General features: G+C 58.0%; 24 protein-coding genes and 1 pseudogene. 13 read left to right on the forward strand and 12 right to left on the reverse strand.

All coding sequences use genetic code 11. The features are described 5' to 3' along the window. The first annotated feature begins 216 nt into the window (after positions 1-216). The 6 genes from cobU to ccoP all read left to right on the forward strand — a co-directional run bounded on the left by cobU (position 217) and on the right by ccoP (position 5,159). Positions 217-741, forward strand: a complete 525-nt coding sequence (gene cobU, locus QE435_RS20470; RefSeq protein ID WP_349042485.1) for a bifunctional adenosylcobinamide kinase/adenosylcobinamide-phosphate guanylyltransferase — start codon at positions 217-219, stop codon at positions 739-741. Positions 742-916: 175 nt separating this feature from the next. Then, complete coding sequence (locus QE435_RS20475; protein WP_349042486.1) at positions 917-1,594, forward strand: hypothetical protein; 678 nt, start codon at positions 917-919, stop codon at positions 1,592-1,594. A gap of 166 nt (positions 1,595-1,760) precedes the next feature. Further along, positions 1,761-3,383, forward strand: coding sequence for a cytochrome-c oxidase, cbb3-type subunit I (gene ccoN, locus QE435_RS20480; protein WP_349042487.1), 1,623 nt, complete (start codon positions 1,761-1,763; stop codon positions 3,381-3,383). An 11-nt stretch (positions 3,384-3,394) separates the two neighbouring features. Next, entirely contained in the window at positions 3,395-4,126 is a 732-nt protein-coding gene (gene ccoO / locus QE435_RS20485; RefSeq protein WP_349042488.1) for a cytochrome-c oxidase, cbb3-type subunit II, read from the forward strand. A 12-nt stretch (positions 4,127-4,138) separates the two neighbouring features. Beyond that, on the forward strand, positions 4,139-4,291 hold the full coding sequence (locus QE435_RS20490; RefSeq protein ID WP_306932705.1) for a cbb3-type cytochrome c oxidase subunit 3: 153 nt from the start codon (positions 4,139-4,141) through the stop codon (positions 4,289-4,291). Positions 4,292-4,295: 4 nt separating this feature from the next. Next, the gene (ccoP, locus tag QE435_RS20495) at positions 4,296-5,159 is read left to right on the forward strand and encodes a cytochrome-c oxidase, cbb3-type subunit III (RefSeq protein WP_349042489.1); all 864 of its coding nucleotides are present in this window, start codon (positions 4,296-4,298) and stop codon (positions 5,157-5,159) included. A gap of 41 nt (positions 5,160-5,200) precedes the next feature. On the opposite strand, the gene QE435_RS20500 is transcribed toward ccoP, so the two are convergent. After that, a complete protein-coding gene (locus tag QE435_RS20500; protein WP_349042490.1) occupies positions 5,201-5,602 on the reverse strand; it encodes an SRPBCC family protein in 402 nt (133 codons plus the stop codon). Positions 5,603-5,714: 112 nt separating this feature from the next. Here QE435_RS20500 and ccoG point away from each other — a divergent pair, with 112 nt between their 5' ends. The 5 genes and pseudogenes from ccoG to gndA all read left to right on the forward strand — a co-directional run bounded on the left by ccoG (position 5,715) and on the right by gndA (position 11,814). Then, a complete protein-coding gene (gene ccoG, locus QE435_RS20505; protein ID WP_349042491.1) occupies positions 5,715-7,298 on the forward strand; it encodes a cytochrome c oxidase accessory protein CcoG in 1,584 nt (527 codons plus the stop codon). Then, positions 7,295-7,795: a FixH family protein gene (locus QE435_RS20510; RefSeq protein ID WP_349042492.1), complete on the forward strand. Its 501-nt coding sequence runs from the start codon at positions 7,295-7,297 to the stop codon at positions 7,793-7,795. The genes ccoG and QE435_RS20510 overlap by 4 nt, the downstream gene beginning before the upstream one ends. Then, positions 7,792-10,093 (forward strand): annotated as a pseudogene (locus QE435_RS20515) (cation-translocating P-type ATPase). The gene QE435_RS20510 and the pseudogene QE435_RS20515 overlap by 4 nt, the downstream one beginning before the upstream one ends. Further along, positions 10,090-10,245: a cbb3-type cytochrome oxidase assembly protein CcoS gene (ccoS, locus tag QE435_RS20520; RefSeq protein WP_306932714.1), complete on the forward strand. Its 156-nt coding sequence runs from the start codon at positions 10,090-10,092 to the stop codon at positions 10,243-10,245. Before QE435_RS20515 ends, ccoS begins: the two are co-directional and overlap by 4 nt. Before the next feature lie 132 nt (positions 10,246-10,377). Then, positions 10,378-11,814, forward strand: coding sequence for an NADP-dependent phosphogluconate dehydrogenase (gene gndA / locus QE435_RS20525; RefSeq protein ID WP_306932716.1), 1,437 nt, complete (start codon positions 10,378-10,380; stop codon positions 11,812-11,814). A 118-nt stretch (positions 11,815-11,932) separates the two neighbouring features. On the opposite strand, the gene QE435_RS20530 is transcribed toward gndA, so the two are convergent. From QE435_RS20530 to QE435_RS20570, 9 genes are all read right to left on the reverse strand, one after another. Continuing rightward, positions 11,933-13,420: an FGGY-family carbohydrate kinase gene (locus QE435_RS20530; RefSeq protein WP_349042493.1), complete on the reverse strand. Its 1,488-nt coding sequence runs from the start codon at positions 13,418-13,420 to the stop codon at positions 11,933-11,935. Further along, positions 13,405-14,541: a M20/M25/M40 family metallo-hydrolase gene (locus QE435_RS20535; RefSeq protein ID WP_349042494.1), complete on the reverse strand. Its 1,137-nt coding sequence runs from the start codon at positions 14,539-14,541 to the stop codon at positions 13,405-13,407. Before QE435_RS20535 ends, QE435_RS20530 begins: the two co-directional genes overlap by 16 nt. A gap of 14 nt (positions 14,542-14,555) precedes the next feature. Further along, complete coding sequence (locus QE435_RS20540; RefSeq protein WP_309771001.1) at positions 14,556-15,377, reverse strand: BtpA/SgcQ family protein; 822 nt, start codon at positions 15,375-15,377, stop codon at positions 14,556-14,558. Positions 15,378-15,399: 22 nt separating this feature from the next. Further along, a complete protein-coding gene (locus QE435_RS20545) occupies positions 15,400-16,212 on the reverse strand; it encodes a DeoR/GlpR family DNA-binding transcription regulator (protein WP_309771002.1) in 813 nt (270 codons plus the stop codon). 37 nt (positions 16,213-16,249) lie between these two features. Then, positions 16,250-17,251, reverse strand: coding sequence for an ABC transporter permease (locus tag QE435_RS20550; RefSeq protein ID WP_349042495.1), 1,002 nt, complete (start codon positions 17,249-17,251; stop codon positions 16,250-16,252). 4 nt (positions 17,252-17,255) lie between these two features. Further along, positions 17,256-18,308 (reverse strand): ABC transporter permease, encoded by a 1,053-nt coding sequence (locus QE435_RS20555; RefSeq protein WP_349042496.1) that lies wholly within the window; start codon positions 18,306-18,308, stop codon positions 17,256-17,258. Between the two features lie 3 nt (positions 18,309-18,311). Beyond that, complete coding sequence (locus QE435_RS20560; RefSeq protein WP_349042497.1) at positions 18,312-19,799, reverse strand: sugar ABC transporter ATP-binding protein; 1,488 nt, start codon at positions 19,797-19,799, stop codon at positions 18,312-18,314. 19 nt (positions 19,800-19,818) lie between these two features. Then, entirely contained in the window at positions 19,819-20,796 is a 978-nt protein-coding gene (locus QE435_RS20565) for an autoinducer 2 ABC transporter substrate-binding protein (protein WP_349042498.1), read from the reverse strand. Between the two features lie 546 nt (positions 20,797-21,342). Next, positions 21,343-22,380 carry a GlxA family transcriptional regulator gene (locus QE435_RS20570; RefSeq protein ID WP_349042499.1) on the reverse strand — a complete coding sequence of 346 codons (1,038 nt, stop codon included), beginning with the start codon at positions 22,378-22,380 and terminating at the stop codon, positions 21,343-21,345. Positions 22,381-22,761: 381 nt separating this feature from the next. Between QE435_RS20570 and QE435_RS20575 the strand changes: the two genes are divergently transcribed. Continuing rightward, positions 22,762-23,172, forward strand: a complete 411-nt coding sequence (locus QE435_RS20575) for a response regulator (protein WP_306932734.1) — start codon at positions 22,762-22,764, stop codon at positions 23,170-23,172. Between the two features lie 206 nt (positions 23,173-23,378). On the opposite strand, the gene glgX is transcribed toward QE435_RS20575, so the two are convergent. Next, complete coding sequence (gene glgX / locus QE435_RS20580; protein WP_349042500.1) at positions 23,379-25,454, reverse strand: glycogen debranching protein GlgX; 2,076 nt, start codon at positions 25,452-25,454, stop codon at positions 23,379-23,381. A 135-nt stretch (positions 25,455-25,589) separates the two neighbouring features. Then, a complete protein-coding gene (locus QE435_RS20585) occupies positions 25,590-25,790 on the reverse strand; it encodes a hypothetical protein (protein WP_349042501.1) in 201 nt (66 codons plus the stop codon). A gap of 195 nt (positions 25,791-25,985) precedes the next feature. On the opposite strand from QE435_RS20585, the gene QE435_RS20590 reads away from it, so the two are divergent. Continuing rightward, positions 25,986-26,942 carry a LysR family transcriptional regulator gene (locus QE435_RS20590; protein ID WP_306934818.1) on the forward strand — a complete coding sequence of 319 codons (957 nt, stop codon included), beginning with the start codon at positions 25,986-25,988 and terminating at the stop codon, positions 26,940-26,942. The last annotated feature ends 20 nt before the right edge of the window (positions 26,943-26,962 follow it).

Here is a 26,962-nt window from a genome sequence, read left to right on the forward strand (position 1 = left end):
CTTTCCCCATGAAAGCCGATGTTGACTTGACCGCACAGGGCGGAGGGACATCAGACTTTCATGACGGTTACCGCGACGATCCAGCATGATCGACCGGGAGAACGCCTCCATATCTACGAATCGTTCTCTTTTCATGTCTGGCGCCTCAAGGCTTTCGGCACAGTCCGAACTGGCGATCGGATCGCTCTCAACTCTTTCTCTGCCTGCAGGTTCCGAATGAGCGAGATATCTCGTGCCGTGCTGGTGCTCGGTGGCGCGCGCTCTGGCAAATCCGCTTTCGCTGAACGGTTGGCGCTCTCGTCTGAGGGTGTCGCTCACTACGTGGCGACAGGCCGCGCCTGGGACGAGGAGATGAAATCTCGCATCGCCAGCCATCGTCTTCAGCGCGGAGATCAATGGATCACGCATGAGGAACCGTTAAATCTGGTAGAGACCCTGAAACGCCTTGATGACGCCTCCAATACCATCCTCGTTGATTGCCTGACCCTTTGGGTCACGAACCTGATGATGGAGGAGGGGCTAGACGTTGAGGCGGCGTTTCAGCCACTGATCGACCATGTGACGAAAGCCAAATCAAAGATCGTCTTCGTTTCCAACGAGGTAGGCCTTGGCATCGTGCCCGAGAATCGCATGGCACGAGATTTTCGCGATCACGCTGGCCGGCTGCATCAGAGGATCGCTGCCGTTGCGTCGGAGGTCTATTTCATCGCGGCCGGTTTGCCTTTGAAGATGAAAGGGTAGGTTGCCCGTCGCCTGCCCAGGTTGGCTTCGCGGTCCGGTGCGGCAGTTTTAGTGTCTCCCTCAGCCTCCCACAAATCCGCCACACAGGCATCGTGATTTGCTGCGTCCGCATCGTCCTGATGCCGATGCCTGATGCGATTTTCATCCGATCAAATCGACCCGGAGTCAGCAGCAAATGTCATCCTTCGCCTTCAAAGCCCTTATCTGCAGCCTCGCCATATCCATGTCCGGGCAAGCCCTTGCCGCGCAGGCGAGTTGGCCGGATACGCCTGTCAGCCGTCTCGCGGCGCTGGCCACCGTGCAGGATCTGAGCATCCAACTGCTCAGCCAGGACAGCGCGACATTGACGCTGGAGCATTGGTGCGCCGACCATAAGCTTGCCGAACCCGCGAAAATTTCAGCCATCCGCCTCAAGGACACGAAGACAGCGCCGGATGAGGTACGCCGCCAACTGAAGGTTTCCGGTTCCGACCCGCTCGGTTACAGGCACGTTTTGCTGAAATGCGGCGATCTGGTGCTGTCTGAGGCCGACAATTGGTACGTGCCGGACCGGTTGACGACTGACATGAACCAGACGTTGGACACGACGGATACGCCCTTCGGCAAGGTCGTTCTGCCGCTTCATTTCCAGCGTCACACTGTGTCCTCTAATCTCGTGTGGCAGCCACTCCCAGAGCATTGGGAAATGGGACAGGCAATCACACCCGGTCACAGCACCGCATTGGATGTTCCCGAAACCCTGATCGCCAATGAAGCCGTCCTCACAAAGCCGGATGGGACCCCGATCAGCTTCGTCATCGAGAACTACAAGTCCGCGCTCTTGAGCTTCCCGCCGCCGTCCATCGCTCAATGATCGGGCTACCCCGCGCCGTTCTTTGACGCTGCGGTCTTGATTTGGATCAAGGCCGCTTGTCATCTCCGGTGGCAAAGCTGCAAACGACGCGAAAGCATGTTTGCCGCTTCGATCAAGGCTGCTTCGCTCCGCGTCATATCTGATGTGACGTTGGGGGAAGCCAACAATGAACTCTACTTTAGGAATAGCGATGGTGGCCGTGGGGGCCTTCCTCGCTTTGCTCGGAGCGGCCTTCGCTCACGACAATCTCTTCGCAGCCCATATGTGGGTGCTGTTCTTCGTGCTTTTGGTCGGCACGGTCGTGATGCTGCGTCGCGTCTCCTTTGCGCCGGTCGATCCGGCAATTCAGGCGCGCAAGAAAACCGAATATTTCGACGATGTGATCCGCTACGGCGTGATCGCCACGGTCTTCTGGGGCGTGGTCGGCTTTCTGGTGGGCGTCATCGTCGCGCTCCAGCTTGCCTATCCGAACCTCAATATCCAGCCATGGTTCAATTTCGGCCGCGTTCGCCCGCTGCACACCTCCGCCGTCATCTTTGCCTTTGGCGGAAATGCGCTGATCGCGACCTCCTTCTATGTGGTGCAGCGCACCTGTCGCGCGCGTCTGTTTGGTGGCGATCTCGGCTGGTTCGTTTTCTGGGGCTACAATCTCTTCATCGTCATGGCGGCGACCGGCTATCTGCTCGGCATTACGCAGGGCAGGGAATATGCCGAGCCTGAATGGTATGTCGATATCTGGCTAACCATCGTATGGGTGGCCTATCTGATCACCTTCCTCGGCACCATCTTCGTGCGCAAGGAGCCGCATATCTATGTGGCGAACTGGTTCTACCTGGCCTTCATCGTCACCATCGCAATGCTCCACATCGTCAACAATCTGGCAGTGCCGGTGTCGTTCCTCGGCGTGAAAAGCTATTCGGCATTCTCGGGCGTCCAGGATGCGCTGACGCAATGGTGGTATGGCCACAACGCCGTCGGCTTCTTCCTGACCGCGGGCTTCCTCGGGATGATGTACTACTTCATTCCCAAGCAGGTGAACCGCCCGGTCTATTCCTACCGCCTGTCGATCATCCACTTCTGGGCGCTGATCTTCATGTATATCTGGGCCGGGCCACATCACCTGCATTACACAGCACTTCCCGACTGGGCGCAGACGCTCGGCATGGTGTTCTCGATCATGCTGTGGATGCCTTCATGGGGCGGCATGATCAACGGTCTGATGACGCTTTCCGGCGCGTGGGACAAGCTGCGCACCGATCCGATCCTGCGCATGATGATCATGGCGGTTGCCTTTTACGGAATGGCGACCTTCGAAGGGCCGATGATGTCGATCAAGGCCGTCAATTCGCTCAGCCACTACACGGACTGGACCATCGGCCACGTGCATTCAGGTGCACTTGGATGGAATGGCATGATCACTTTCGGCGCAGTCTACTTCCTGGTTCCAAAACTGTGGCATCGCGAACGGCTTTATAGCCTGGCCCTGGTCAACTGGCATTTCTGGCTCGCTACGCTCGGTATCGTCGTCTACGCGGCTTCCATGTGGGTTGCCGGCATCCAGCAGGGCCTGATGTGGCGTGAATATGATGCGCAGGGCTTCCTCGTCTATTCCTTCGCGGAAACCGTGGCTGCCATGTTCCCATACTATCTGCTGCGCGCAATGGGCGGCCTGCTGTTCCTGAGTGGCGCAATCGTCATGGCCTACAACATCACCAGAACCATTCTCGGCCATAGGCGCGAAGAGAATACCGGCACGGCGGCGGCTCCCAAGCTGCAACCGGCCGAGTAAGGAGATCGATCATGTCTATCCTTGATAAACACGGCATCATCGAGCGCAACGCGACCTTGCTTCTCGTCGGATCGCTGGCCGTCGTCTCGATTGGCGGCATCGTGGAAATCGCGCCGCTTTTCTATCTCGAAAACACGATCGAGAAGGTAGAGGGCATGCGGCCTTATTCGCCGCTGGAGCTCGCCGGGCGCAACATCTACATCCGCGAAGGATGCTACGTCTGCCACAGCCAGATGATCCGCCCCTTCCGTGATGAGGTGGAACGCTACGGTCATTACAGTCTGGCTGCGGAAAGCATGTACGACCACCCGTTCCAATGGGGCTCCAAGAGAACGGGACCGGATCTGGCGCGCGTGGGTGATCGCTATTCGAACGAATGGCATGTCCAGCATCTGAGTAATCCGCGCTCCGTCGTGCCGGAATCGGTCATGCCAAGCTACGCCTTTCTGAAGACGACACCGCTGCAGGTGACGAACGTGGCGATGGATTTGAAGGCAAACCGCGCGGTCGGCGTGCCCTATAGCGACGACATGTTGCAGAACGCCGAGGCTGACATGAAGGCGCAGGCCGATCCGAATGCCGACACGACCGGCCTGGAGGCACGTTATCCCAAGGCAAAGATCGGGGATTTCGACGGCGATCCGACGAAGCTGACCGAAATGGACGCGCTCGTCGCCTATTTGCAGATGCTTGGCACGTTGGTCGATTTTTCGACCTACGACGACGCTGCCGGCTACCGATAGGAGGAGGGGCAGATGGAAACCTACACCGCCATGCGCCACTTTGCCGATAGCTGGGGCCTGCTTGTCATGACGCTGTTCTTCTTCTGCGTCGTCCTCTTCACCTTGCGTCCGGGCGGCGGAAAGGCTGCCAACGACGCCGCCAAGATTCCTCTCAAGGAGGATTGATATCATGTCGGACAAACACATAGACCAGATCAGCGGCGTCGAAACCACCGGCCACGAATGGGACGGCATTCGAGAGCTGAACAACCCCATGCCCCGCTGGTGGGTCTGGACCTTCTACGCCACCATCGTCTGGGCGATCGGTTACACAATCGCTTTCCCGGCATGGCCCCTGATAAGCGGCGCAACGCAGGGCGTTCTCGGCTGGAGCAGCCGCGCCACCGTGGCGACCGAGATGGCCGATGCGAGGGCGGCGCAGACCACCTATCTGGACAAGATCGCATCTTCTTCGCTGGAGGAAATCCAGGCCGATAGCGACCTCATGCAGTTCGCTGTTGCCGGTGGAGCCGCCGCCTTCAAGGTCAACTGCGTCCAGTGTCACGGCTCTGGTGCGGAAGGCGGTAACGGCTATCCCAACCTGAATGACGACGATTGGCTGTGGGGCGGTAAGGCCGATGATATTTACACCACCATCACCCACGGTATCCGCTTCAACGATGACCCGGAAACACGGGTTTCGGAAATGCCGGCCTTTGCTGACGTGCTGAAGAGCGACGAAATCCGTCAGGTCGCAGCCTATGTCGTCAGCCTTACCGGAACCCCGCATGATCCGGCAATGATCGAGCCGGGCAAGCAAATCTTTGCCGATAACTGTGCCTCTTGCCACGGTGAGGATGCCAGGGGCAACCGCGATATGGGTGCTCCTAATCTCGCTGACGCCATCTGGCTGAAGGCACATGGCGAGGAGGGCATTGTCGCGCAGATCCGAGCACCAAAACATGGTGTCATGCCCGCCTGGGGCGAGCGTCTGGGAGATACCACGGTCAAGCAACTGGCGCTCTTCGTCCACTCGCTTGGTGGTGGTGAATAGCGCGACTTAAAGGCAATCGGGGCCGCGTCGTGCGGCCCTTTTTATTGGTGCTCCAGAAGTCCCTTTAAAGTCTTCAAATCCGCCAGCACCGCGGCGGCATCACGGTCGTGATCGTCTTCCGACATCCCCGGCAGCCGCAAAACGGTGAACGTGATTTCCGCCCCGTCACCATTCGGTGTCACCCGAAGCGCATTATAGACTTGCATCCCATCCGGCAGCGGCACCACGTAATCGATGACCCCGAAATCATTCGGCGCGGCAAAGTGCACGCGCACGTCGCCGAGAGGCCCTGAAGCGATCCAGTCTTCACCATCCTGCTTGAGGCCGCTTGCCAGACCCGGAGCCCAGCGCGGCATTGTCTCCGGATCTGACGCAAAGGCATAGACCTCCCGCCATGGCCGGTCGATTGCCAGATGAACGATCCGTGAAATCGTCGTCGCCATCACTCTTCTCCAGTTTGCAGCGCCTACGCCACTTTGTCCCTGCTTGACCTAAGTCAAGGATGATGGACCCCCGGAATGTCAAAACGCAAGGACAGAAACGGACCTTGCGATCATGAACCTTTATACCGCCCGCGACCCCGGCAGTGGCCTTGAGTCTGTCGAAAGATTGAATGCCGAACCGGTCAATTCTGCTAAGAACAGGACGCCGCTTTACGAGGCGCGCAAGAAGATTTTCCCCAAGCGGGCGGAGGGTCGCTTTCGTCGTTTCAAATGGATCGTGATGCTGATCACGCTCGGCATCTACTATCTGACGCCGTGGATCCGCTGGGACCGTGGTCCCTATGCGCCCGATCAGGCGGTGCTCATCGATATCGCCAGCAGGCGTTTCTACTTCTTCTTCATCGAGATATGGCCGCAGGAATTCTACTACGTTGCCGGGCTTCTGGTCATGGCAGGTTTTGGCCTCTTCCTCATCACCTCGGCCATCGGCCGTGCCTGGTGCGGCTACACCTGTCCTCAAACGGTGTGGGTCGATCTCTTCCTTGTGGTCGAGCGCGCGATTGAAGGCGACCGAAACGCGCGCATGAAGCTCGACGCCGCGCCGTGGAGCTTCGACAAGCTGCGGAAGCGCGTCTCCAAGCATCTCGTCTGGCTGGCGATCGGTGTGGTGACGGGCGGTGCCTGGATATTCTACTTCGCCGACGCTCCGACGCTGCTGAAGCAGTTCGTTACGGGAGGGGCGCCGATGGTTGCCTATTACACCGTGGCGATCCTGACGGCGACGACCTATGTGCTTGGCGGGCTGATGCGTGAGCAGGTCTGCACCTATATGTGCCCGTGGCCCCGCATCCAGGGCGCTATGCTGGACGAGCATTCGCTTGTTGTGACCTATAACGACTGGCGCGGCGAACCCCGCGCGCGTCACGCCAAAAAAGCGGTCGCCGCCGGCGCGCCGGTGGGTGACTGCGTGGATTGCAATGCCTGTGTTGCCGTCTGTCCCATGGGCATCGATATTCGCGACGGGCAGCAGATGGAATGCATCACCTGCGCACTCTGCATCGATGCCTGCGATGGCGTCATGGACAAGCTCGGGAAGCCGCACGGCCTGATCGCCTATGCCACGCTTCAGGAATACGATGCAAACATGGCGCTAGCGACCGGCAATGGCGCGCATGACATTCAGCCGAGTGCGGTCCGCAATCCAGATGGCCGCTTCGTCAATGCCATACGCCATTTCAACTGGCGGATCATTTTGCGTCCACGCACGATCTTTTACATGACAGTCTGGTGCCTTGTCGGTGTCGTCATGCTGGTGACGCTGGCCACCCGGGAGCGCCTTGCGGTCAACGTCATTCACGATCGCAATCCGCAATATGTGCTGGAATCGGATGGCTCGATCCGCAACGGATATACCGTCCGGCTTCTCAACATGATCGCGCAGCCGCGCACCATCACCTTGTCGCTGGAAGGGTTGCCAGGCGCCGTGATGAAGATCAATGGTCTGGTCGATCAGCCTGCGCGAAGCTTCGACATCAAGGTCAAGCCCGACGAAGTCACAAGCCTCAAGCTCTTCGTCACCACGCCCGCCGGTGCCGCCAAAACAGCAAGCGATTTCACCTTCCTCGCGTCGGACGCTGAAAACTCAGAGACCGCACACTACAAGGCCGTCTTCAATGGGCCGGGAGCAAAGAAATGACGATCGAGCGACAGGAAAAGCCAGGCTTTGTCTTCACCGGCTGGCACATGCTCACCATCATGGTGCTGTTCTTCGGCACCGTGATTGCGATAAATGTCACCATGGCGTGGAATGCGGTTTCGAGTTGGAGCGGGCTTGTGGTGCAAAACACCTATGTTGCCAGCCAGCAGTTCAACGGCAAGGCGGAAGCCGCCAAGGCCCGGGCTGCAAGCGGCATCGTCGGCAAGCTCAAACTCGATGGCGATACCATCGCTTACGAGGTGACCCACCCCATCCAGGGGCCTGTCGAGACCGACGCCGTGACGCTCAATTTTCGCCGCCCGGTTGGGGAGAAACAGGATTTCTCTCTGGTTCTGGACAAACAATCGGCGAATGGCTTTGCAGCCCATCACCAGCTCGCGCCAGGAGACTGGATCGTCGAGGCTGTTGCCGTGAAGGACGGCAAGATCATCGTTCATGAAGGCACCCGCATCGATATTGCCGGAGATGTCAGATGAGTTGTTGCGCGCCTGGCACCGAAGGTGCTCTCGACCAAGTGGGAATAAGGAAGGCCTTGCCATCGTCGGACGAAATGGCGCTCGCCAGTCGTGATATTGGGCAGGGCCTGCGACAGATCGATTTGTCGGTGCCCGGCGTCTATTGCGGCACCTGCATCACCACGATCGAAACCTGTTTGAAGAAATTACCCGAGGTGGCGCGCGCTCGTGTCAACCTCTCCTCGAAACGAGTCTCCATCGTCTGGCGCGAGCAGGTGGCGGGCGTTCGCACCGATCCGGGCATCCTTGCCAGGGCAGTCGCCTCGACGGGTTACGAAACCCATCTTTTTACCAGCGCCGAAGAAGCTTCCGACGACCTCAGGAATCAGTTGATCCGGGCAGTCGGTCTGACGGGGTTTGCAGCCGCAAACATCATGCTGCTATCCATATCGGTGTGGTCCGGGGCGGATGCCTCCACACGCGACATGTTCCACTGGATATCTGCCCTGATCGCAGCTCCGGCGCTGGTCTATGGAGGGCGGTTCTTCTATCGGTCTGCCTATAACGCCCTGAAGCATGGCCGCACCAATATGGATGTGCCGATCGCTTTGGCGATCACGCTTTCCTACGCCGTTTCGCTCTGGGAAACCATGCATAGCGGAAGCCATGCATGGTTCGATGCGACCGTCTCACTGCTCTTCTTCCTGCTGATCGGTCGCACACTTGATCACGTCATGCGCGACCGCGCGCGCTCGGCTGTTGCCGGTCTAGCAAGATTGTCACCGCATGGTGCCATGGTCCTGCTTGCCGATGGACAGCGCGAGTACCGCGCAATTGCCGAACTGGCTCCAGGTGACGTCGTCCTTATTGCAGCAGGCGAGAGGGTGCCGGTGGATGGCGTGATCATAACCGGCTCCAGCGATCTGGACATGTCTATCGTCAACGGTGAAAGCGCCGCCAGAATCGTTCAGCCGGGTGACAGCGTTCAGGCGGGGACCTTGAACCTCACTGGTCCGCTAACTCTCAAAGCAACGGCGCTCGCCCGCAATTCCTTTCTGGCGGAGATCATCGGCCTGATGGAAGCAGCTGAAGGGGGCAGGGCGCGTTATCGCCGCCTGGCAGATCGCGCGGCGCAATACTATTCCCCTGTGGTTCACATTCTAGCGCTTGTGTCCTTCATTGCCTGGGGCGTGTTTGGCGGAGACTGGAAACAGGCGATGCTGATCGCCATTGCCGTTCTTATCATCACCTGCCCCTGTGCCCTTGGCCTTGCTGTTCCTGTCGTCCAGGTCGTCGCCGCGGGCGAGCTCTTTAAGAACGGCGTCATGGTCAAGGATGGCTCCGCCATGGAGCGGCTCGCCGAGGCTGACACCGTGCTCTTCGACAAGACCGGCACGCTGACGCTCGGTCAGCCCCAACTGCTCAATAGGGCGGATGTGCCGGACGATGCCTTGCACCTCGCTGCTGGCCTTGCCCGCCAATTCTCGTCATCCTCTGTCCCAGGCGCTCTACGGCTCCGTCCGTGGTGCGCTTCCTGTCTTCGACAACGTCAGCGAAATCCCGGGATGTGGGGTCGAAGCGAAAACCGGAAACGGCGTCTATCGGCTCGGCAATCGACGCTTTTGCTGCCCCTCAGAAGGACAGCAGAGCGATGGGGGCTCCGCGTCAGAAGTAATCTTGTCACTGAACGGAGAGGAGGTTTCCTGCTTCCGCTTCGAGGACCGGGTGAGGCCGGGCACCTTCGAGGCGATCGAGACTTTGCAACGCTTCGGGTTCGAGACGGAAATCGTTTCCGGAGACAGGCCATCCGCGGTGAAGGCGCTGGCAGGCAAGCTTGGTCTCTTGCGCTGGAATGGTAGCTTAACCCCGGCGGATAAGGCGCGCCGCTGCGAAGAGTTGGCGACCAGCGGTCGAAAGGTCTTGATGGTGGGCGACGGGATCAATGATGCCCCGGCACTCGCCGCAGCGCATGTGTCGATCGCTCCGGCATCAGCAGCCGATATTGGGCGTCAGGCCGCAGACTTTGTTTTCCTGCGGGAAGACTTGAGGTCCGTCTCTTTCTCTGTCGACATTTCGCGCCGGGCAGGGCGGCTCATCCGCCAGAACTTTGCGCTGGCGATCGGCTACAACATCATCGCCGTCCCTGTAGCACTTGCAGGTCTCGCCACGCCCATGATCGCGGCCATTGCCATGTCGACCTCTTCGATCATCGTGGTCACCAATGCGCTTCGCCTCAACGGCTTCGAGAAGCGAGCCACAGGCAAGCGCAAGCAAGGCGATACCGCTCTTCAGATGGGAAATGGAGCGCAGATCGCATGAACATGCTGGTATTCCTCATACCCGTCGCGCTGCTTCTCGGTGGGCTCGGTCTCTTTGCCTTCCTCTGGTCGCTGAAGAGCGGGCAATATGAGGATATGGATGGCTCCGCCTGGCGGGCGCTGGAGGACGGGGACGACAAACCAGCCGCTTGAGGGATCATCGATAGCGGCACCAAAGCTGAGCGCTGTCATCAAAATTTAACCGATTCAATAGGGTCTCGCCTTGCCGTTTGAAGGTTAGAGTGCCAAAACAGGCGCCATCAAATGCAAAATGGAGACACATCCGTGGAACAGGCAGAAATCGGTTTGATCGGTCTTGGCGTCATGGGCTCGAACCTGGCGCTCAACATCGCGGAAAAAGGCAACAAGATTGCCGTTTTCAACCGAACCCCGGAAGCAACGAAGAAGTTTTATGCCGAGGCTGGCGAATTGCAGGGACAGATCATTCCTTGTGAAACCATTGAAGACTTCGTTGCCGCCATTCGCCCGCCGCGCCCGATCATTATCATGATCAAGGCCGGCGATCCTGTGGATCAGCAGATGGAAATTCTGAAGCCTTATCTCGAAAATGGCGACATCATGATCGATGCGGGCAATGCCAACTTCCGCGATACGATCCGCCGATTCGACAATCTGAAAGACAGCGGCCTGACCTTTATCGGCATGGGCGTTTCCGGCGGTGAAGAGGGCGCCCGCCACGGCCCGTCCATCATGGTCGGTGGTACGGAAGAGAGCTGGAAGCGCGTCGAGAAGGTACTGACCTCGATCTCAGCGAAATACGATAACGATCCGTGCGTCGCTTGGCTCGGCAATGATGGCGCGGGTCACTTCGTCAAGACGATCCATAACGGCATCGAATATGCCGACATGCAGATGATCGCTGAAATCTACGGTATCCTGCGCGATGGCCTGAAGCTTAGCGCAGGCGAAATTGCCGATGTCTTCGGCAAGTGGAACAAGGGCCGCCTGAACTCCTACCTGATCGAGATCACCGAGAAGGTGCTGCGTGCTGCCGATCCGATCACCGGTAAGCCGATGGTGGATTTGATCCTCGACAAGGCAGGGCAGAAGGGTACCGGCAAGTGGTCCGTCATCGAGGCTCAGAACATGGGTGTGGCCGCAACGGCGATTGAAGCCGCCGTCGCAGCCCGCATTCTCTCCTCCCAGAAGGATGAGCGCGAAGCCGCCGAGAAGATCTTCGGCGTTCCGAAGGCGCTGGCCGTGCCCGCAGACAAGCAGGCCTTTATCGACGATCTGGAAAACGCGTTGCTTGCCGCCAAGATTGGCGCCTATGCACAGGGCTTTGCCGTCATGGCTGCTGCTTCGAAGGAGTTCAACTGGGATCTGCCAATGCCCACCATCGCCCGCATTTGGCGCGCTGGGTGCATCATCCGCTCGCAGTTCCTGGATGAGATCACCTCCGCCTTCACCAAGGATCCGCATGTCGCGAACCTGATCGTCACACCAGCCTTCGCCAAGATGGTTCAGGACACCGACGCACCGCTGCGCCATGTCGTCTCGCACGCCATCCTGTCCGGCCTGCCGGTTCCGGCTCTCGCTTCCGCGCTCGGCTACTTCGACGCCTATCGTCGCGGTCGCGGCACGGCCAACCTCATCCAGGCCCAGCGCGACTTCTTCGGTGCCCATGGCTTTGAGCGCACCGACGGTGTTGACAAGCCGCATGGTCCTTGGGGCAGCGGTCTGGATATTTTCGGAAAGTAAGCAGATAGACCGTCTTGGTCACGTCTGAATATGCTTGTCAAAGCTCAAAGGTCCGCTGCAGCAGCGGGCCTTTGTCATGCAGGAGATGTTCTGTTCAGGGTCTCCTTACCAAATAGCATCAAGATCGCTGCATAAGGTCGCGATTGTTTCGATAGAGCGTCTGGAAGGCGATATGATCCGCGTCGTAGCCTTGTCTGTTGGCAATATCCGGCACGATTTCCGCTTCGGCGGGGTTGATCCTTTCGATATCGTCTTGCTGGAAGACGCCAGCACCCAGTCCCGCAAGAAACGCTGAACCGAGTGCAGCACCCACAGTATGACGTCGCACCTGTTGGCGCACGCCCGCAATGTCGCTGACGCTTTGCGTCCACACGTCGTTCTTGACGCCTCCGCCCACGGCATAGATGTGCTCTGCTGGCTGGACTTCGGCGAAGGTATCGAGATTGTGGCGTATGGCGTGGCCAATACCTTCGATCAGTCCGCGATAGACGTCGCCACGGCTATGGGCAAGGGTCAACCCGAAGATGAGCCCTTTTGCACGCGGATCGTTGATCGGCGTTCTTTCGCCGCTAAAATAGGGAAGGGTCAATATACCATTGGCGCCCGGCGGGCTGGCAGCAGCGTCCTGTGCCAGGATTTCGAAAGCCCGATCGCTGTCTTCGAGCCCGGTCAACTCCTTGCGAAACCATTGGGTCAGGCCACCCCCGGTCGCCAGTCCACCCATCACGCTCCAGGTGTTTTCGAAAAGGAAGGGAGCGGCCCAGAAGCGGGAATCCGTCACCAGTTTCGCGTTGACCTGAATGAAAAAGGCGGTCGTCCCATACATGATCATCAGATCGCCAGGCTGTCGTACACCCACGCTGACCGCTTCGCTTGCCGCGTCGATGGTGCCTGCAATGACGGGCGTATTCGGCGCAAGGCCGGTTTCACGCGCGGCCTCCGCGCTGACATGGCCGACGATATCCGTTGTCCATGCAATATCCGGCAGCCAGTCGATAGGGCAGACGCGTTCTACAGTATCGACGTGCCATGTTCTGGCGGCAAGATCGTAGAACGGCGTGTAACAGGAGGCACCGTAGTGATCCACAACCCACCGGCCCGTCAGCCGATGGACGAGGAATGTCGGGCAACCGACGATCCGCTCGGTGCGGGCGTAAACCTCCGGTTCGTGTTTCTGCAACCAGCGTATTTTCGGGCCGACGGACTGTGTCGTCAGCGGATTCCCGGTGCGCGCAAGGACCGCCTCGGCACCGAGTTCTGTGTTGAGTTCATCGATTTCTTTTTCGGCGCGGATATCGACGCCGTACAGGATCGCTGGACGCAACGGCACGCCATCCTCCGTCACCGGCAAGGCGCAAGGCCCGATGCCACTGCATCCGACGGCGGCAATATCGACCGGGTCGATATTGCTTTCCGCCAGCAACTGGCGTGTCAGGATTTTGAAACCATCCCACCAGTCTTCGATCGCATCATGCTCTGCCCTGCCTGGCGCCGGCACGCGCATTTCATGTTTGCGTTGCGCCATGGCGATGATCTTGCCCTCCTCGTCAAGCAGGATGCCCTTGGAGGAAAAGCTCCCGATATCGACCCCTAGGAGATAGCGCATGCATATCTCCGGCGCGCGAAGGAGAAGCCTTTGGCCATTCCTGCCAGAGACGCTTCGAGCAGGGCCGCGATCTGTTCGAGATCGGTCAGGTCGCAGGTTTCGATGGGTGTGTGGGTGTAGCGTGCCGGATAACCGATATCCATTGATGGGATACCTTCGCCAACCAGCTGGACATAGGAGGAGTCCGTCAAGAGGCCCGTATGTGCGCTGCGCTGGAGCGGCATGGACAAAGCCTCCGCTGTCGCCTCGAAATGATTGAGAAGAGCCGGATGGGCTAGCGTTCCGTTCAACGTTCCGCGGCCATGGAAGCTGTAGAGACCAAGCGCCGGACCACCGCCGAGTTTCAGCTCGCCGCGATGTGGAAGATCCGGCGTATCAGCCGCTACCATCAGATCGATGGAGACAGCCGCATCAGGCTTCAACCGTTCCGCCGCCAGCATCGCGCCGCGCAGGTTGAACTCTTCCTGGACGGAGAAGACGGCATGCAGCGTTGCCGGTACCGGTTTGTCGACCACGCGCTGGACAAGATCCATCAGGACGGCGCAGCCAGCACGATCATCGATCGCCGTGCCGCTAATCCGCGTGCCGGCGAGCCGGTCGAAAGACGGGGTATAGGTGACCGGCGCACCGATATCGACTCCAAGCGCGCGCACCTCTTCCGCCGAGGAGACGCCCAGATCGAGAAACAGCTTCTCATAGCCGAGCACCTGGCTCTTCTCGTCCTGGGGTGTGGCGTGATGAGCCTTGACGGCTATGACGCAAGGAATTTGCTTTCCCTGGCGGTTCATGATGACCATCTTCAGTCCTGGCAGCACCCGTTCTGGCACGCCGCCGAGCCTTTCGACCCGCACGAAGCCATCAGCTTCAATGCGTCGCACCATGAGACCGAGCTGGTCCGTATGGGCGAAGACCATCACAGACGGTGCCTCCGCGTCGCTGCCTCTGACGGTGAGCGTCAGGTTGCCCATGGTGTCGATGTGGCGCTCGATACGCGTATCGGGGAGCGCTGCAGAAATATAGTCCGCAACCGGGTCCTCAAAGCCCGACAGTCCTGGGATCAAGCAAAGATCGCGTGTCCATGCCTCGATGCGAGCAAGGTTCTTTTCATCGATGGCCATCATTCTGCCTCCCGTCATCAGGCCACGGCCCGTGAAACGCTACGGATCGACTTGACCTTATCCATGAATGCCTTGACGCGCGCTGGATCGACTGCGTTCTCGAAGACGCCATCGATCTTGAATGTCGATCCGACGACAGCGCCATCCGAAACCGAAAGTTGCCGCTCGACATTGTCGATACGGCAGCCTGTGTTGCACAGGACGACGGTGTCTGGAACGGCTTTTTTGACGCTGGCGAGTATCTGGGTATCCGTTTCCACGCCTGCCGTCAGGCCGGAGACGCAAAGTGCATCGGGGCGGTTGTTGAAGACGGTTGACCGGGCAATGTCGATAATCGTGCGGTTCCCGAGATAGGACGCAGCTTCCGGAACGATGTTGAAGAGCATCTTCAGATCCGGAGCGAGGCGCATCTTGTGGCGTATTGTTTCGCCGACATTGGTGTTCCAGAGACCGAAGTCCGAGGCATAGACACCGCTCATGATCTCGCGGATGAAAACCGCGCCGGTGGCGGCGGCAAGATCGATCGATGCGATCGGGTCCCAAAGAACGTTGACACCGAAGGGCACTTTGATTGAAGGCATCATTTCGCCGATCATGCGCGCCATGGCTGCAGTCGTTTCAGGCCGGACCTTGGTGAGGTAGGGAAGGCTGAATTCGTTCGAGAACATAATGGCGTCCACGCCGCCTTCCTGAAGATGGACGAGATCGGCCAGTGCCTTATCGATCACCTTGGTCATGCCGCCCACGGCGTCGTAGCCTGGGTCGCCCGGGAGCGCCTGGAAATGACACATCGCGATGATGGGCTTTTCGACATTGAAGGTCTTCTGGAGCCATTGCATGGATTAGTCCTCGCTTTTCTGTTTATGCTGTCTGTGCGTCGCGATCGGGTTCTTCCGGTTTCGCTCTTGCGTTGGCGATGTGGACCGCGATGCCCTTGCGGGCAAATATCTCGGCGATATCCTTGGGAGGAGCGCGGTCGGTGATGAGGGTGTTGAAGCCATCGATCTCGGCGATCTTGGCAAAGGCGGTGCGATCGAACTTGCTGGCGTCGGCGGTGACGATGATTTCCTTGGCGCTCTTGATCATCGCTTTCTTCACCAGTGCATCGTCCCAGTTGTAGTCGGTCAGGCCCGCCTCGCAGCTGATGCCGCCAACACCGAGGAACAGCTTGTCGACAAACAGATCCCGGAAGGTCTGGCAGGCAAGCTCGCCGACCAGCGAACCTTCGCCGCAGCGAAGGATGCCTCCGGCAACGATCAGTCGGACATCCTTGTTGCTGACAAAATGCTCCACGACACGCAGGCTCGGCGTCACGATGGTCAGGCCTCGCCGTCCGGCCAGATGTCGCGCCACTTCCGCGGCCGTGGAGCCGACATCGAGCGCGATACTGTCGCCCTCCGATACGAGGCTCGCGGCAAGCTCGCCGATTGCATTTTTGGCGGCCACGGCCTGGGCGTTGCGCAATATGAAGGGCGGCTCATAGCCTCGGCCGAACGTGCTGACGGCACCGCCATGCACGCGTTTGAGAAGGCCTTCCTTCTCAAGTTCGGCGAGGTCTCGGCGAATGGTCATTTCCGACACCTTCAGGTCCGATGCGATCTCGGTTACCGAGACCGGCTGGCCCGAAGAAATCTTCTCAAGAATATGGGCTTTTCGATTGCTGGGCGTGTTCATGGCTTGGCGCTCCTGGTTGACTGATAAAGAACCATTATCAGCTTTTGCCACGGCGCAAGGGATGGGATAGAGCCATGATTGCCAGCAGCAAAACGCCCCACACGAAGTCACGGAAGAAATTGCCGTCCGGAACGAAGAGCAGCAGCATGTTGAAGCCGGTCGATAGAAACTGCAGCAGGACGAGACTGATCAGCACGCCGATCATACGGCCCGCGCCACCGGCCACGGATATGCCCCCGAGAACCGAGACAAGGATGGCAAGAAGAACATAGGTTCCGCCGTAATCGGCATTGGCGGAATTCATGCGCAGCAGGCTGATGAAACCCGCCAATGCGGCGATGACCGAGCAGAGAAGATGCGTAACCAGAATAATCCGGCCTGTCGCGATCCCTGAGAAACGCGCAACCTTGAGACTGGCGCCGACGAGCATCATCGTCGTGCCAAGTCTCGTCTTTCTTAGCATCAGATCGACAGCGAACCAGATGATGGCAAAGGCGATGAACGGCGCCGGGATCGCGAAGATGCTTGCCCGTCCCAGCTGATCAATGCCCTCAGGCAGTCCAGAGATGGCGCTGCCGCCGGTGATGCCGAAAGAGATGCCGGTAAACAGCGTCATAGTCGCCAGTGTTGCCAGGATGCTGGGCACACCGAGACGGGTGACGAGCATGCCGTTGATGAGCCCGACGATGACACCGATCATAAGAGCGGAAACCAGTCCGCAGCTAAAGGCGATGATCAGCATCGCCAGCGAGGCGTCGTCCGCTGCAATCAAGCGCATGACCAGCGCGGCCACGATCGCCGCGAGATTGGCGACTGCGACGACCGAGAGATCGATGCCGCCGATGATCAGTGAAAGTGCCATGGCAACCGAAAACAGACCCAGTTCCGACAACTGAATGGCCATGGAGGCGAAGTTGTCGACATGAAGAAAGCGGTCGGGCACAGTGACGGCCATCACTGCGAAGGCGAGTACCGTCGAGACAGCCAGAATGACGATATAGGGGTCACGGCCTTTGATGGGCGAAAACAGCTTCCTCACCGGCTCAACCTTTCATTCTGGAAAAGGGGATGGGTGCAAAGGCTTGTGCGCGGGTCGCACGCAGACCTGCGACACCGACGCCCAAAAGGAGCGCCGCGCCGACGAAGACCTTCTGCCAAGCCGCCGGAATGCCGATCAAAACGAGGCTCGAGGTTAACAGCACCACGAAGGTGAGGCCGATGACTGCGCCTGCAACGCTGCCACGACCACCGGTGACGGACGCGCCTCCGAGGACGATTGCGGCAATGACATCGAGTTCCATGCCGGAAAAGGCGCCAGGATTGGCATTGCGGAAAAACATGGACTGGGTCATGCCAGCCATCGCCGCCAGGACCCCGGCTGCCACGAAGGCGAAAATCTCGATGGTTTTCACCGGCAAACCGATGCGCCGCGCCGACTCCCGGTTACCTCCCAGCGCATAGAGACCGCGTCCAATGATCGTGTAGTGCAGCATGAGGCCAACCAGCACACAGACGCCAACGAAAATCAAAACGGCAGGATGCAGCGATAAGGTCCGCCCGGAAACATCCTCCCACGTCATCAGCGCTGTACGGGAAAAGGAGGAGAGACTGGCTGGCACGCGAAAGATATTTTGCGAGCCAAGGAAGAACAGCGAAAAGCCATAGAGAAGGCTGGACATGCCGAGCGTGACGATCAGTGCGGGAAGACGCAGCAGCGCGACGAAGAGGCCGTTGATCAAACCTATGGAACCGCCGAGCAGCATCGCCACGCCATAGATCGCGATCAGCGGTGCATCGATGCTGTTGTCGACGAAATACTTGATCGTGGCATAGGCCGTTACCGCACCGATCGCGGGGAAGGAGACGTCGATACCTCCAGTCAGCATCACGATCAGGGCCGCCATTCCGAAGATCCCGATCACTGTGAGGTTGCGCAACGTATCGAACAGGGTGGAGACCGAGAGAAAGGCCGGATTGATCGCCGCTGTAACGATGCACAGCAGGATCAACATGAGAAAGGCGATCGCCCTGTTGTCGAGCGATATGGTCGGCCAGCCGTGCCGGGTGGCAGATGGTGATGTCTCTTTGATCGCCATGGCTTAGACCTCCTTTCCAAGAGTTGATAGTCGCGTGGCATCGAGCTCTGCGCCTGCGATGGTTTCCACGATCTCACCTTCGCTCATGACAAGCAGGCGGTCGCAAAGCCTGATGATTTCGTCGGTGTCGTCGGAGACCACGATGACCCCCGCACCTTCGGCGCTCATCGCTTCGATGATACTGTGGATTTCCTCTTTCGAGCCGACATCGACGCCAACTGTTGGTCCGTTGAGCACGACGACCCGTGGCTTGCGGGCAAGCACCTTGCCGAGAACCACGCGTTGTTGGTTGCCGCCGGACAAGGTATGCACCATCGCGTCGGCATTCGGCGTCTTGATGGAAAGACGGTTGATCCAGTCTCTCCCGAAGCTGTCTACGCGATCCTCATCGATGATGCCGAAAGCACCGGAGAGAGAGGAGAGACTGCCGGCGGCGAGATTGGTGCCCACCGAACGGGAGAGAAAAAGCCCCTCCGTCAGACGGTCTTCCGGCACCATGCCGATTCCGCTGGCCAGCGCATGGCGGATACTATCGACCGCGACGGGCTTTCCATCGAGGACGACCCTGCCTGCGTCGGGCGGCAACATTCCGTAAAGGGAAAGCGCCAAGGCAGTGCGGCCGGAATCCAGTTGTCCGGTCAGACCGAGTATCTCGCCTTCGTGCAACGAGAAAGAAATATTCCTGTAGTAATTGGCGCGTTGGAGCCCGGACACCTCCAGGACCACGGGACCTTCTGTCGCTTTCGTGTCGCGGCGGTCTTGCGGAATATCGACACCGACCATGCGATGCACGAGTGCGGCGCGGTCGAACTCTCTCGCCCGCTCGTCGTGAACCTTTTCGCCATTGCGCATGACGATCACGCGTTGCGCCACCCTCTGCACCTCGTCCAGCTTGTGGCTGACAAAGATCACCGCGACGCCATCCGCGCGGAGCTGCTCGATGATGTCGAGCAGGCGCCCGATTTCGCGCAACGTCAGCGCCGACGTCGGCTCGTCCATTACGATGAGGGAGGGGTTGCCGACGAGCGCACGGGCGATCGCGACGAGCTGCCGCTGTGCCACCGAAAGTTCTTCGGCAGGCTTATCAAGCGGTATATCAGTACCAATGCGGGCGAGGGCAGCTTTCGCCCGGCGGCGCATGTTACCCCAGCTTGCGAACCAGCGACGCTTGCCGGCGGCTTCTGCCAGGCCGATATTCTCCATGACGGAGAGGTTCGGAAAGAGCGAAAAATCCTGGTAGATCACTTCGATCCCTGCGGAAAGCGCCTGCTCGGGACCCCAGTTTTCCTGTGGTTCTCCGCGCAGCAGGATCGAACCGCTATCGGGCTTGTGCATGCCCGATAGCGTCTTGATCAGAGTGGACTTGCCTGAGCCGTTCTCACCGAGCAGGCACAGGACTTCGCCGGGTTCGATGTCGAAGTCGACATCGCGCAGTGCATGTACGCCCGAAAAGGTCTTGCTGATCTTTTGAAGGCTCAGGAACGGTGCCATCTCGATGATGTCCGGACGATCAGAAGTCGTACTTGTCGATGTTCGACTTGTCCATGTCGAGCCATGCCGAGCCGTAGATGACCTTGCCGGACAGCGTGATCTTCTCGTAGCCCGGAACGCCGAGATCCATGCCGTTGGTGATCTTCTTGCCTTCGCTGATAAGCAGCGCGACCTTGTTCATGGCTTCGCCGGCAAGAGCCGGGTCCCAGCAGGTGATAAGACTGACGGTGCCTGCCTTGATGAGATCGCCCGCATAGGAGGGAATGCTGGTGCCGACGATGGAGAGCTTACCGCCAAGCCCCGCTTCCTCGACCGCCTGACCTGCGCCAACGACATCGAGAGCGTCCGAGCCCTGTATGCCCTTGAGCTTCGGATAGGTTTTCAGCAGATCCTTCGTGATCTGATAGGCTTTCGCGACGTCGTCATGGCTCTCGTTCTTGGTGCCGACGAGTTCCATTTTTGGATATTTTTCCTTTTGCAGCGCGATCGCCGCATCCACCCAGGCATTGTGCGTGGTCTGAGTCAGGCTGCCGACGAAGACGGCATACTGGCCTTCATAATTCATGCGTTTGGCCATTTCTTCCATCAAATGACGGCCATAAGCGGCGTTGTCGAATGCCTCAAGATCGTAATCGGCATTCTTGATGTCAGCGGACTCATGGGTCACGACGATCATGCCGCGTTCCTTGGCTTTACCAAGAGCTGCTTCGAGCGACTGCGCCTCGAGCGGAACGACCATCAACGCCTTCGGTTTCTGGGAGATGGCATCCTCAAGGCTTTGAAGCTGCATGGCACTATCGGCCTTCGATGGTCCGACCTGCACAGCGTTGACATTGTTCTCTTTGCCGAACTCCTTAACGCCGACTTCCATCCGCTTGAACCAGTTGAATCCAGTAGATTTCACAACAGTGATGAAGAGCGGCTTTTCATCGGCCTGTGCGGAAAAGGCACAGAGGGACAGGCCGAGAAACCCGGCCAGAATAAGAGATTTCCTCATTTCGTTCTCCTAAGGAGGTTACATGAACCTACATGCGAATGTTTGATTAAACTTTATTTATGTTTTATCGCACAAAAAAACTAACATAGTTAAACGAACTGTCAACGCTCCTTTTGTGGAGTTTTACACATTATTAAGTTCTGAAATATGGGTCGGGAAAACACAGGCAGCGCGCAACACTTATTTCTGCCCACGCTCTTCTTCGGAAGAGCTTCCTGGATGTCCCGAACTGGTGAAACTGGGAGAAAGGATAAGGGCGCGGTCGAAAAGCAGGCAAAACAGAGCGAGCTACTATTCTGTCTGAAGGACCTGCGGCAAACGGTGAACGGCAATCGCAAAAGCCGCTGGACGGAAGGGAAAATCTACGCTTCCAACAAGTCTGTATATAGAAATGGATCGGAGCAAATCGGCTGCAGAGAGGCGCAATCCGCCGTGCTAAGCTCGATGCAGCATAGGCCGTTGCGAAACTCGAGATCGATTTTCGCAACGGAAAAGCTTCGCTCTGACGATTAGGAAATCGCCGGGTATCTTGGACGCTGGCCGCGCTTAATGCGCAGCCTTGCCTTGGCTGCTGGCAGCCAGCATTCTCGATGCACTGATCACGAGCTTGCGTTCCGCACGCTCCTGTTGCGGCGTGCGGTTGTAGATTTCGCGATAACACTTGGAGAAGTGCGAGGCAGAGACGAAGCCACAGGCAACTGCGACTTCCACCACCGGCATGGCCGACTGCACCAGAAGGTGACGTGCCCGATCAAGCCTGATCTCGAGATAGTAGCGTGCAGGCGAACGGCCCATCTCCTGACGGAACAGTCGCTCGACCTGTCGGCGAGACAGGTCCGCGCCCTCGGCAATGTCGAGAAGCGAGAGCGGCTCTGAAAGATTGCTTTCCATCAACTCGATGATCGACAGAACCTTGTCGTTCTGCACGCCAAGACGGGCACGAAGCGGCAGGCGCTGACGATCGTGCGGATTGCGGACACGGTCCGTCAGCTGCTGCTCGCAGACCCGGTTCACGAGGTTTTCGCCGAAATCCTGACCGATCAGGTTCAGCATCATGTCAAGCGAGGCCGTTCCGCCCGCGCAGGTGTAGATGTTGCCATCCACCTCATAGAGATCGGCATAGACTTCCACTTGCGGAAAAGCCTCGGAAAAGCCTGGAAGATTTTCCCAGTGGATCGCACAGCGCTTGCCATTCAGCAGTCCCGCCTGGGCAAGCACGTGTGCGCCCGTACAGAGACTACCGACCGCAATGCCGCGATTGTTGACCTCTCGCAGCCAGGCATTGACCGACTTGTTCACATATTGATCGATGTCGATCCCGGAACAGACCAGCACCATGCTCGGTCGGTTCTCGCCGCCAATACATTTGCGCTCTTCCGCAAGAGAAGTATTTGCTTCAAGCGCGATGCCGCTTGAGGAGGTGACTTTCATCCCGTCGATGGAGGCAAGACGCCATTCATAAGCGTCATAGCCAAGCATACGATTGGCGATACGCAATGTTTCCACGGCCGCTGTAAAGGGCAGCATCGTGAACTGAGGAACCATAAAAAATACTATCGAACGCTTCTTGGGAGTTTTGCTCACGGTGACCATGCTCCATTTTGCGGAAAATCAATTTCTTGCGTGGAAACTATCATCAGTATGTTCTGAATGCGACGGTCTAATGGACAAATACGACGTGGGTTCTCCCACGTCAAAAAAACAATCTGTGAGCGCGGGTTGACAAATGCCAATATCTGAATTGCGACATGGCATTTCGAGATATTTTGCATTTTATTAATATTGTTTTCAATTTTGTCCCGCATGCTCTCATCAATGTCGCCGAATTGCGCGTTCTGTTGGAAAGATGGGATGGCGGACGTCGAAGCCACCGCCGCCCATCGGGTGCCACAGCACGTGAACGGTCGAGCCTCGTGCTGACCGGTCCAAGCTTAAAGCGGAGTATTGCGTATGCAGGAAGCTGGCGTGACGGTATTGGTTGTCGAAGACGAACCGATCATTCGATTTGCCCTTGTGGATGCCTTGGAAGAGAAAGGCTACCGCGTTCTGGAAGCATCCAATGTGCTGGAGGCCGTGGGTGTGCTCGGGATGAATGAGCAGATCGCAGCAGTGGTCACGGATATCGACATGCCGGGCGGTTTATCCGGGCTTGATCTCGTCGAGATACTGGACCGGTCGCAACATCACATTGCAGTCGTCGTCACCTCTGGGGGACATGCATCCGAAGGTCTGGATCTTCCAGCCGACGCACGCTTCTTCAGCAAGCCCTATCATTTCGACGACATTCTTTTCGCCGTTCGCTCTGCGATCGCGGCGAAGGCGAAGCTCTTGAAGAAGCGTCGGGGCTTGCGTCTGGTCGGCGCTTCGGCGCGCTGAGATTTAGAACGCTGCGCGTCTTCGATGCACGCGGTACGCTCTGAACCTCTGAAGACACGTATCGTGCGTTTGCCAAAACGATTCCATTTTCGCGCCTATATTCTTGGGCGCGAGGCGGATCGCGGTGACGATCGGTTTTGCCCATAACGCAAAAGCCGGAGGGGCGCTCCGGCTTTTGTCCTTTAAATCATCGTTTGTCGGATAATTTACGCAGCGCGCAGCATAACCAGGCTACGGCCCTCCATCATGTAGTTCTGTGCGTTGGCAATTTGATTGCCGGTGACAGTGGGGTCCGCGGTCGTCAATTCCGTTGTCCAGCCATTCTCGACTTCCGGAAGCTTGAATTCGACATCACCTTCGTGGGGATTGAAGAGAATGAGAACGTCGTTCCATTCGTCGCCATCCGGGCCGCCTTCACGGCTTAGGCGCAGGCCGAGAGAGGTGCTGCCCGGATCCTGCCAGTGTTCAGGCTTCTGCTCGCCACCGCCTGGGTTAAGCCAGGTTACATGGGTGCCATCATGCCAGCTGTCCCGGCGAAGCACCGAGTGAGTCTGCCTCAGTTCGATCAGGCGTCGGGTGAAGTCACGCAGAGTTTCGGCGCTTTCCGGCAGGCCTTTCCAGTGTACCCAGCTGAGATCACTGTCTTGGCAGTAGCCGTTGTTATTGCCCATTTGGCTGCGGCCAAACTCATCCCCCGCAAGGATCATTGGTGTGCCGTGAGACAGTAGTAGGGTTGCCAGGAAGTTGCGCTTCTGGCGATCACGAACGGCGTTGATGCCTTCGTCATCCGTCGGACCTTCGACACCATAATTGAAGCTGCGATTATCGCTGTGGCCGTCCTTGTTGTCTTCGCCATTCGCCTCATTGTGCTTCTCGTTGTAGGAGACGAGATCGTTTAGCGTAAAGCCGTCATGCGCGGTGATGAAGTTGACGCTCGCCCATGTCTTGCGGCCGCGTAGATCGTAGACATCGCCGGAACCGAGAACGCGCGCTGCAAAGTCGCCAGCGGTGCCATCCTCGTCCTTCCAGTATTCACGCACCGTGTCACGATACTTGTCGTTCCACTCTGCCCAGCCGGGAGGAAAGCCACCGACCTGATAACCGCCGGGGCCGATATCCCATGGCTCACCAACGAGCTTCAGGCGAGACAGCACCGGATCCTGACCGACGGCATCGAAGAAACCGCTGCGCTGGTCGAAACCTTCCGGTTCGCGACCCAATATGGTGCCGAGGTCGAAGCGGAAGCCATCCACATGCATATCTTCCGCCCAGTAGCGTAGAGAGTCCGTCACCAGTTGCAGGACACGTGGGTGCGAGGTGTTGACGGTGTTTCCCGTTCCCGTGTCATTGATGTAATAGCGGGGCTGATCGGGCATGGTGCGGTAATAGGAGAAGTTGTCGATACCCTTGAACGAGAGCGTCGGCCCGAGCTCATTGCCTTCCGCCGTGTGGTTATAGACCACGTCGAGAATGACTTCGATGCCGCCATCGTGGAAGGCGCGAACCATATCCCGGAAGCCTGCCATGGCGCGCGGACCATAGTAGCGCGACGCCGGCGCGAAAAAGGCGAGGGAGTTGTATCCCCAGAAGTTCTTCAAGCCCTTGTCGAGCAGATGAGAGTCGTCTGGGAAATAGTGGATTGGCAGAAGCTCGATCGACGTGATGCCGAGGCTTTTGATATAGGCAACCACATCCTTGTGCCCAAGCCCTTCATAGGTGCCCTTGAGGTCTTCCGGCAGGGCGGGGTGCAGCTTGGTGAACCCCTTGACGTGCGTCTCGTAGAAGATTGTCTTTGACCAAGGGATGTTCGGGCGGCTGTCGCCGCTCCAGTCATAGTCTTTGGGATCGATCACGCGGCACTTGGGCATCTTGGATGCGCTGTCGGCCTCGTTGAAGGATAGATCCTTGTCCTCGGCGTTCAGGTCGTAGCCGAACTGTTCCTGACCCCATTGGATATCGCCCACCAGTTCGCGCGCATAGGGATCGACCAGCAGCTTGTTGGGATTGAAGCGATGGCCATTCTCTGGATCGTAAGGCCCATGGACACGATAGCCATAAAGAGCGCCGGGTTTAAGCCCCGGAATATAGCCGTGCCAGATTTCGTTGGTAAATTCTGGAAGAGTGATGCGCTCAATTTCAGTGTTGCCTGTCTCATCGAACAGGCAAAGTTCAACTCGTTCTGCACATGCGCTGAAGATCGCAAAATTTACGCCGTCGCCATCGAAATTGGCGCCCAGGCGTGTGAAGTCGCCGGGCTGAATGCTGGAGCCAAACTTGGACATGGGTTTCCTCGTGATGAAGTGACCCAGTGAAACTGGCTTGCCAATGGTTTGTTCCGCAGCGCAAAAAAATGGCCCGCCGGAATGTAGGGCGAGCCATTTACTCTTTCACATGGGCACAACGTTTTTTGCGTCCATTCAGTTGCGGATGGTGTCGTTGGCGGGCCATCCAATGTCCTTCAATGTATCTGCAGGCAGACTTTCAAGAATGTGGAGATTGCGTCTGCGTTGCCAGGAGGCGTGCAACTGAAACCCGGCGCGGATCACGCGGGATATCCAGGATGGGGGCCGTAGCCGAAGCCAGCTACCGGTTTCTTCATGCAGGATTATCATAGTCATTTTAGTGCTCCTTCCTTCTACTTTAGAGTCCGTTGTTGTTCAGACATCACCAGCTATGCGCTTGCTAAAACCATCAATCAACTGAATGACGCTGATGTCATTCATGACATTTTGTGTTGTTTCAATTCGTTTGCGGTCAAAGCCTCTTCTGTCTGGGAAGAAGAATGGACGTCGCTTGACATTCAATCAAACGAAATGATATCGATCTATCATTCAGAAAAATTGACGGACACGGTCATGACTGTTTCATTTCGCCAGCCGCTCCCCTTGCTTGATAACGATATCCTTCGCACCTTCGTCGCCATTGCTGAGACAGGCAATTTCTCGACGGCTGCGGAAGTGGTGTTTCGCACACCATCAGCGGTCTCCATGCAGATCAAAAAGCTTGAAGAGCAGTTGAAGACGACGCTTTTTCTGCGTGATGCGCGGTCCGTAACGCTGACGGCACATGGCGAGACATTGCTAACCTACGCCAGAAGAATGATCGCGCTGTCGAATGAGGCTGTGTCCCGCTTTGTCATGCCGGATCTGTCCGGCGTCGTGAAGCTGGGCGCACCCGATGATCTTGGTCAGCGCGGATTGCTGCCCGGCATTCTCAAGCGCTTTGCGGAAGCCTTTCCCGCGATCATGGTGGACGTCACGATCGACTCCAGTTCTCAACTTTACAAGCGCATCGACGAGCAGCGGCTTGATCTGGCACTGGTCAATTGCGCCTCCCATCCGTTGCGGGATACCGGCGAAGTCTTGATGCGCGAACGGTTGGTCTGGGCCGGGGCCAAATGCGGCACCGCGCATCTTCGTGATCCATTACCGATCTCGATATGGGAGGATGGATGCATTTGGCGCTCCGAGGCGATCAACGCCCTGGACAAGCGTAACCGTCCTTATCGGGTCGCCTATCTCAGTGGTCACACCATGGCACAGAGAGCAGCGATCGAAGCTGACCTAGCGATAGCGCCATTGCCTCGATCCTATGTTCAAAACGACATGGTCATCCTCGGAGAAAGAGAGGGGCTGCCGCCGCTTGGCAGTTTCGATATCCGCCTCATCATGACTGACAAGGTGTCCCGCCCTATCCAGGCAGTTGCCGATAGTATTCGCAACGCATTCCGCGATGTCGCGCAGGTTGGCGAAGCCCGGGACATAAAATAGGTTTCATCCTCACGTTTTTT

This window comes from Agrobacterium sp. SORGH_AS 787 (assembly GCF_030819035.1).
GTDB classification, from domain to species: Bacteria; Pseudomonadota; Alphaproteobacteria; order Rhizobiales; family Rhizobiaceae; genus Agrobacterium; species Agrobacterium larrymoorei_B.

What these genes read in the sequence shown, in the direction of transcription:
- QE435_RS20475 (WP_349042486.1), top strand. Translation starts at nt 917, where the DNA reads ATGTCATCCTTCGCCTTCAAAGCCCTTATCTGCAGCCTCGCCATATCC.
- QE435_RS20530 (WP_349042493.1), bottom strand. Translation starts at nt 13,420, where the DNA reads ATGCGCTATCTCCTAGGGGTCGATATCGGGAGCTTTTCCTCCAAGGGC.
- glgX (WP_349042500.1), bottom strand. Translation starts at nt 25,454, where the DNA reads ATGTCCAAGTTTGGCTCCAGCATTCAGCCCGGCGACTTCACACGCCTG.
- QE435_RS20500 (WP_349042490.1), bottom strand. Translation starts at nt 5,602, where the DNA reads ATGGCGACGACGATTTCACGGATCGTTCATCTGGCAATCGACCGGCCA.
- QE435_RS20555 (WP_349042496.1), bottom strand. Translation starts at nt 18,308, where the DNA reads ATGGCGATCAAAGAGACATCACCATCTGCCACCCGGCACGGCTGGCCG.
- QE435_RS20540 (WP_309771001.1), bottom strand. Translation starts at nt 15,377, where the DNA reads ATGCAATGGCTCCAGAAGACCTTCAATGTCGAAAAGCCCATCATCGCG.
- QE435_RS20585 (WP_349042501.1), bottom strand. Translation starts at nt 25,790, where the DNA reads ATGACTATGATAATCCTGCATGAAGAAACCGGTAGCTGGCTTCGGCTA.
- QE435_RS20490 (WP_306932705.1), top strand. Translation starts at nt 4,139, where the DNA reads ATGGAAACCTACACCGCCATGCGCCACTTTGCCGATAGCTGGGGCCTG.
- ccoN (WP_349042487.1), top strand. Translation starts at nt 1,761, where the DNA reads ATGAACTCTACTTTAGGAATAGCGATGGTGGCCGTGGGGGCCTTCCTC.
- ccoO (WP_349042488.1), top strand. Translation starts at nt 3,395, where the DNA reads ATGTCTATCCTTGATAAACACGGCATCATCGAGCGCAACGCGACCTTG.
- ccoP (WP_349042489.1), top strand. Translation starts at nt 4,296, where the DNA reads ATGTCGGACAAACACATAGACCAGATCAGCGGCGTCGAAACCACCGGC.
- ccoS (WP_306932714.1), top strand. Translation starts at nt 10,090, where the DNA reads ATGAACATGCTGGTATTCCTCATACCCGTCGCGCTGCTTCTCGGTGGG.
- QE435_RS20590 (WP_306934818.1), top strand. Translation starts at nt 25,986, where the DNA reads ATGATATCGATCTATCATTCAGAAAAATTGACGGACACGGTCATGACT.
- QE435_RS20545 (WP_309771002.1), bottom strand. Translation starts at nt 16,212, where the DNA reads ATGAACACGCCCAGCAATCGAAAAGCCCATATTCTTGAGAAGATTTCT.
- QE435_RS20560 (WP_349042497.1), bottom strand. Translation starts at nt 19,799, where the DNA reads ATGGCACCGTTCCTGAGCCTTCAAAAGATCAGCAAGACCTTTTCGGGC.
- ccoG (WP_349042491.1), top strand. Translation starts at nt 5,715, where the DNA reads ATGAACCTTTATACCGCCCGCGACCCCGGCAGTGGCCTTGAGTCTGTC.
- QE435_RS20565 (WP_349042498.1), bottom strand. Translation starts at nt 20,796, where the DNA reads ATGAGGAAATCTCTTATTCTGGCCGGGTTTCTCGGCCTGTCCCTCTGT.
- QE435_RS20510 (WP_349042492.1), top strand. Translation starts at nt 7,295, where the DNA reads ATGACGATCGAGCGACAGGAAAAGCCAGGCTTTGTCTTCACCGGCTGG.
- cobU (WP_349042485.1), top strand. Translation starts at nt 217, where the DNA reads ATGAGCGAGATATCTCGTGCCGTGCTGGTGCTCGGTGGCGCGCGCTCT.
- QE435_RS20535 (WP_349042494.1), bottom strand. Translation starts at nt 14,541, where the DNA reads ATGATGGCCATCGATGAAAAGAACCTTGCTCGCATCGAGGCATGGACA.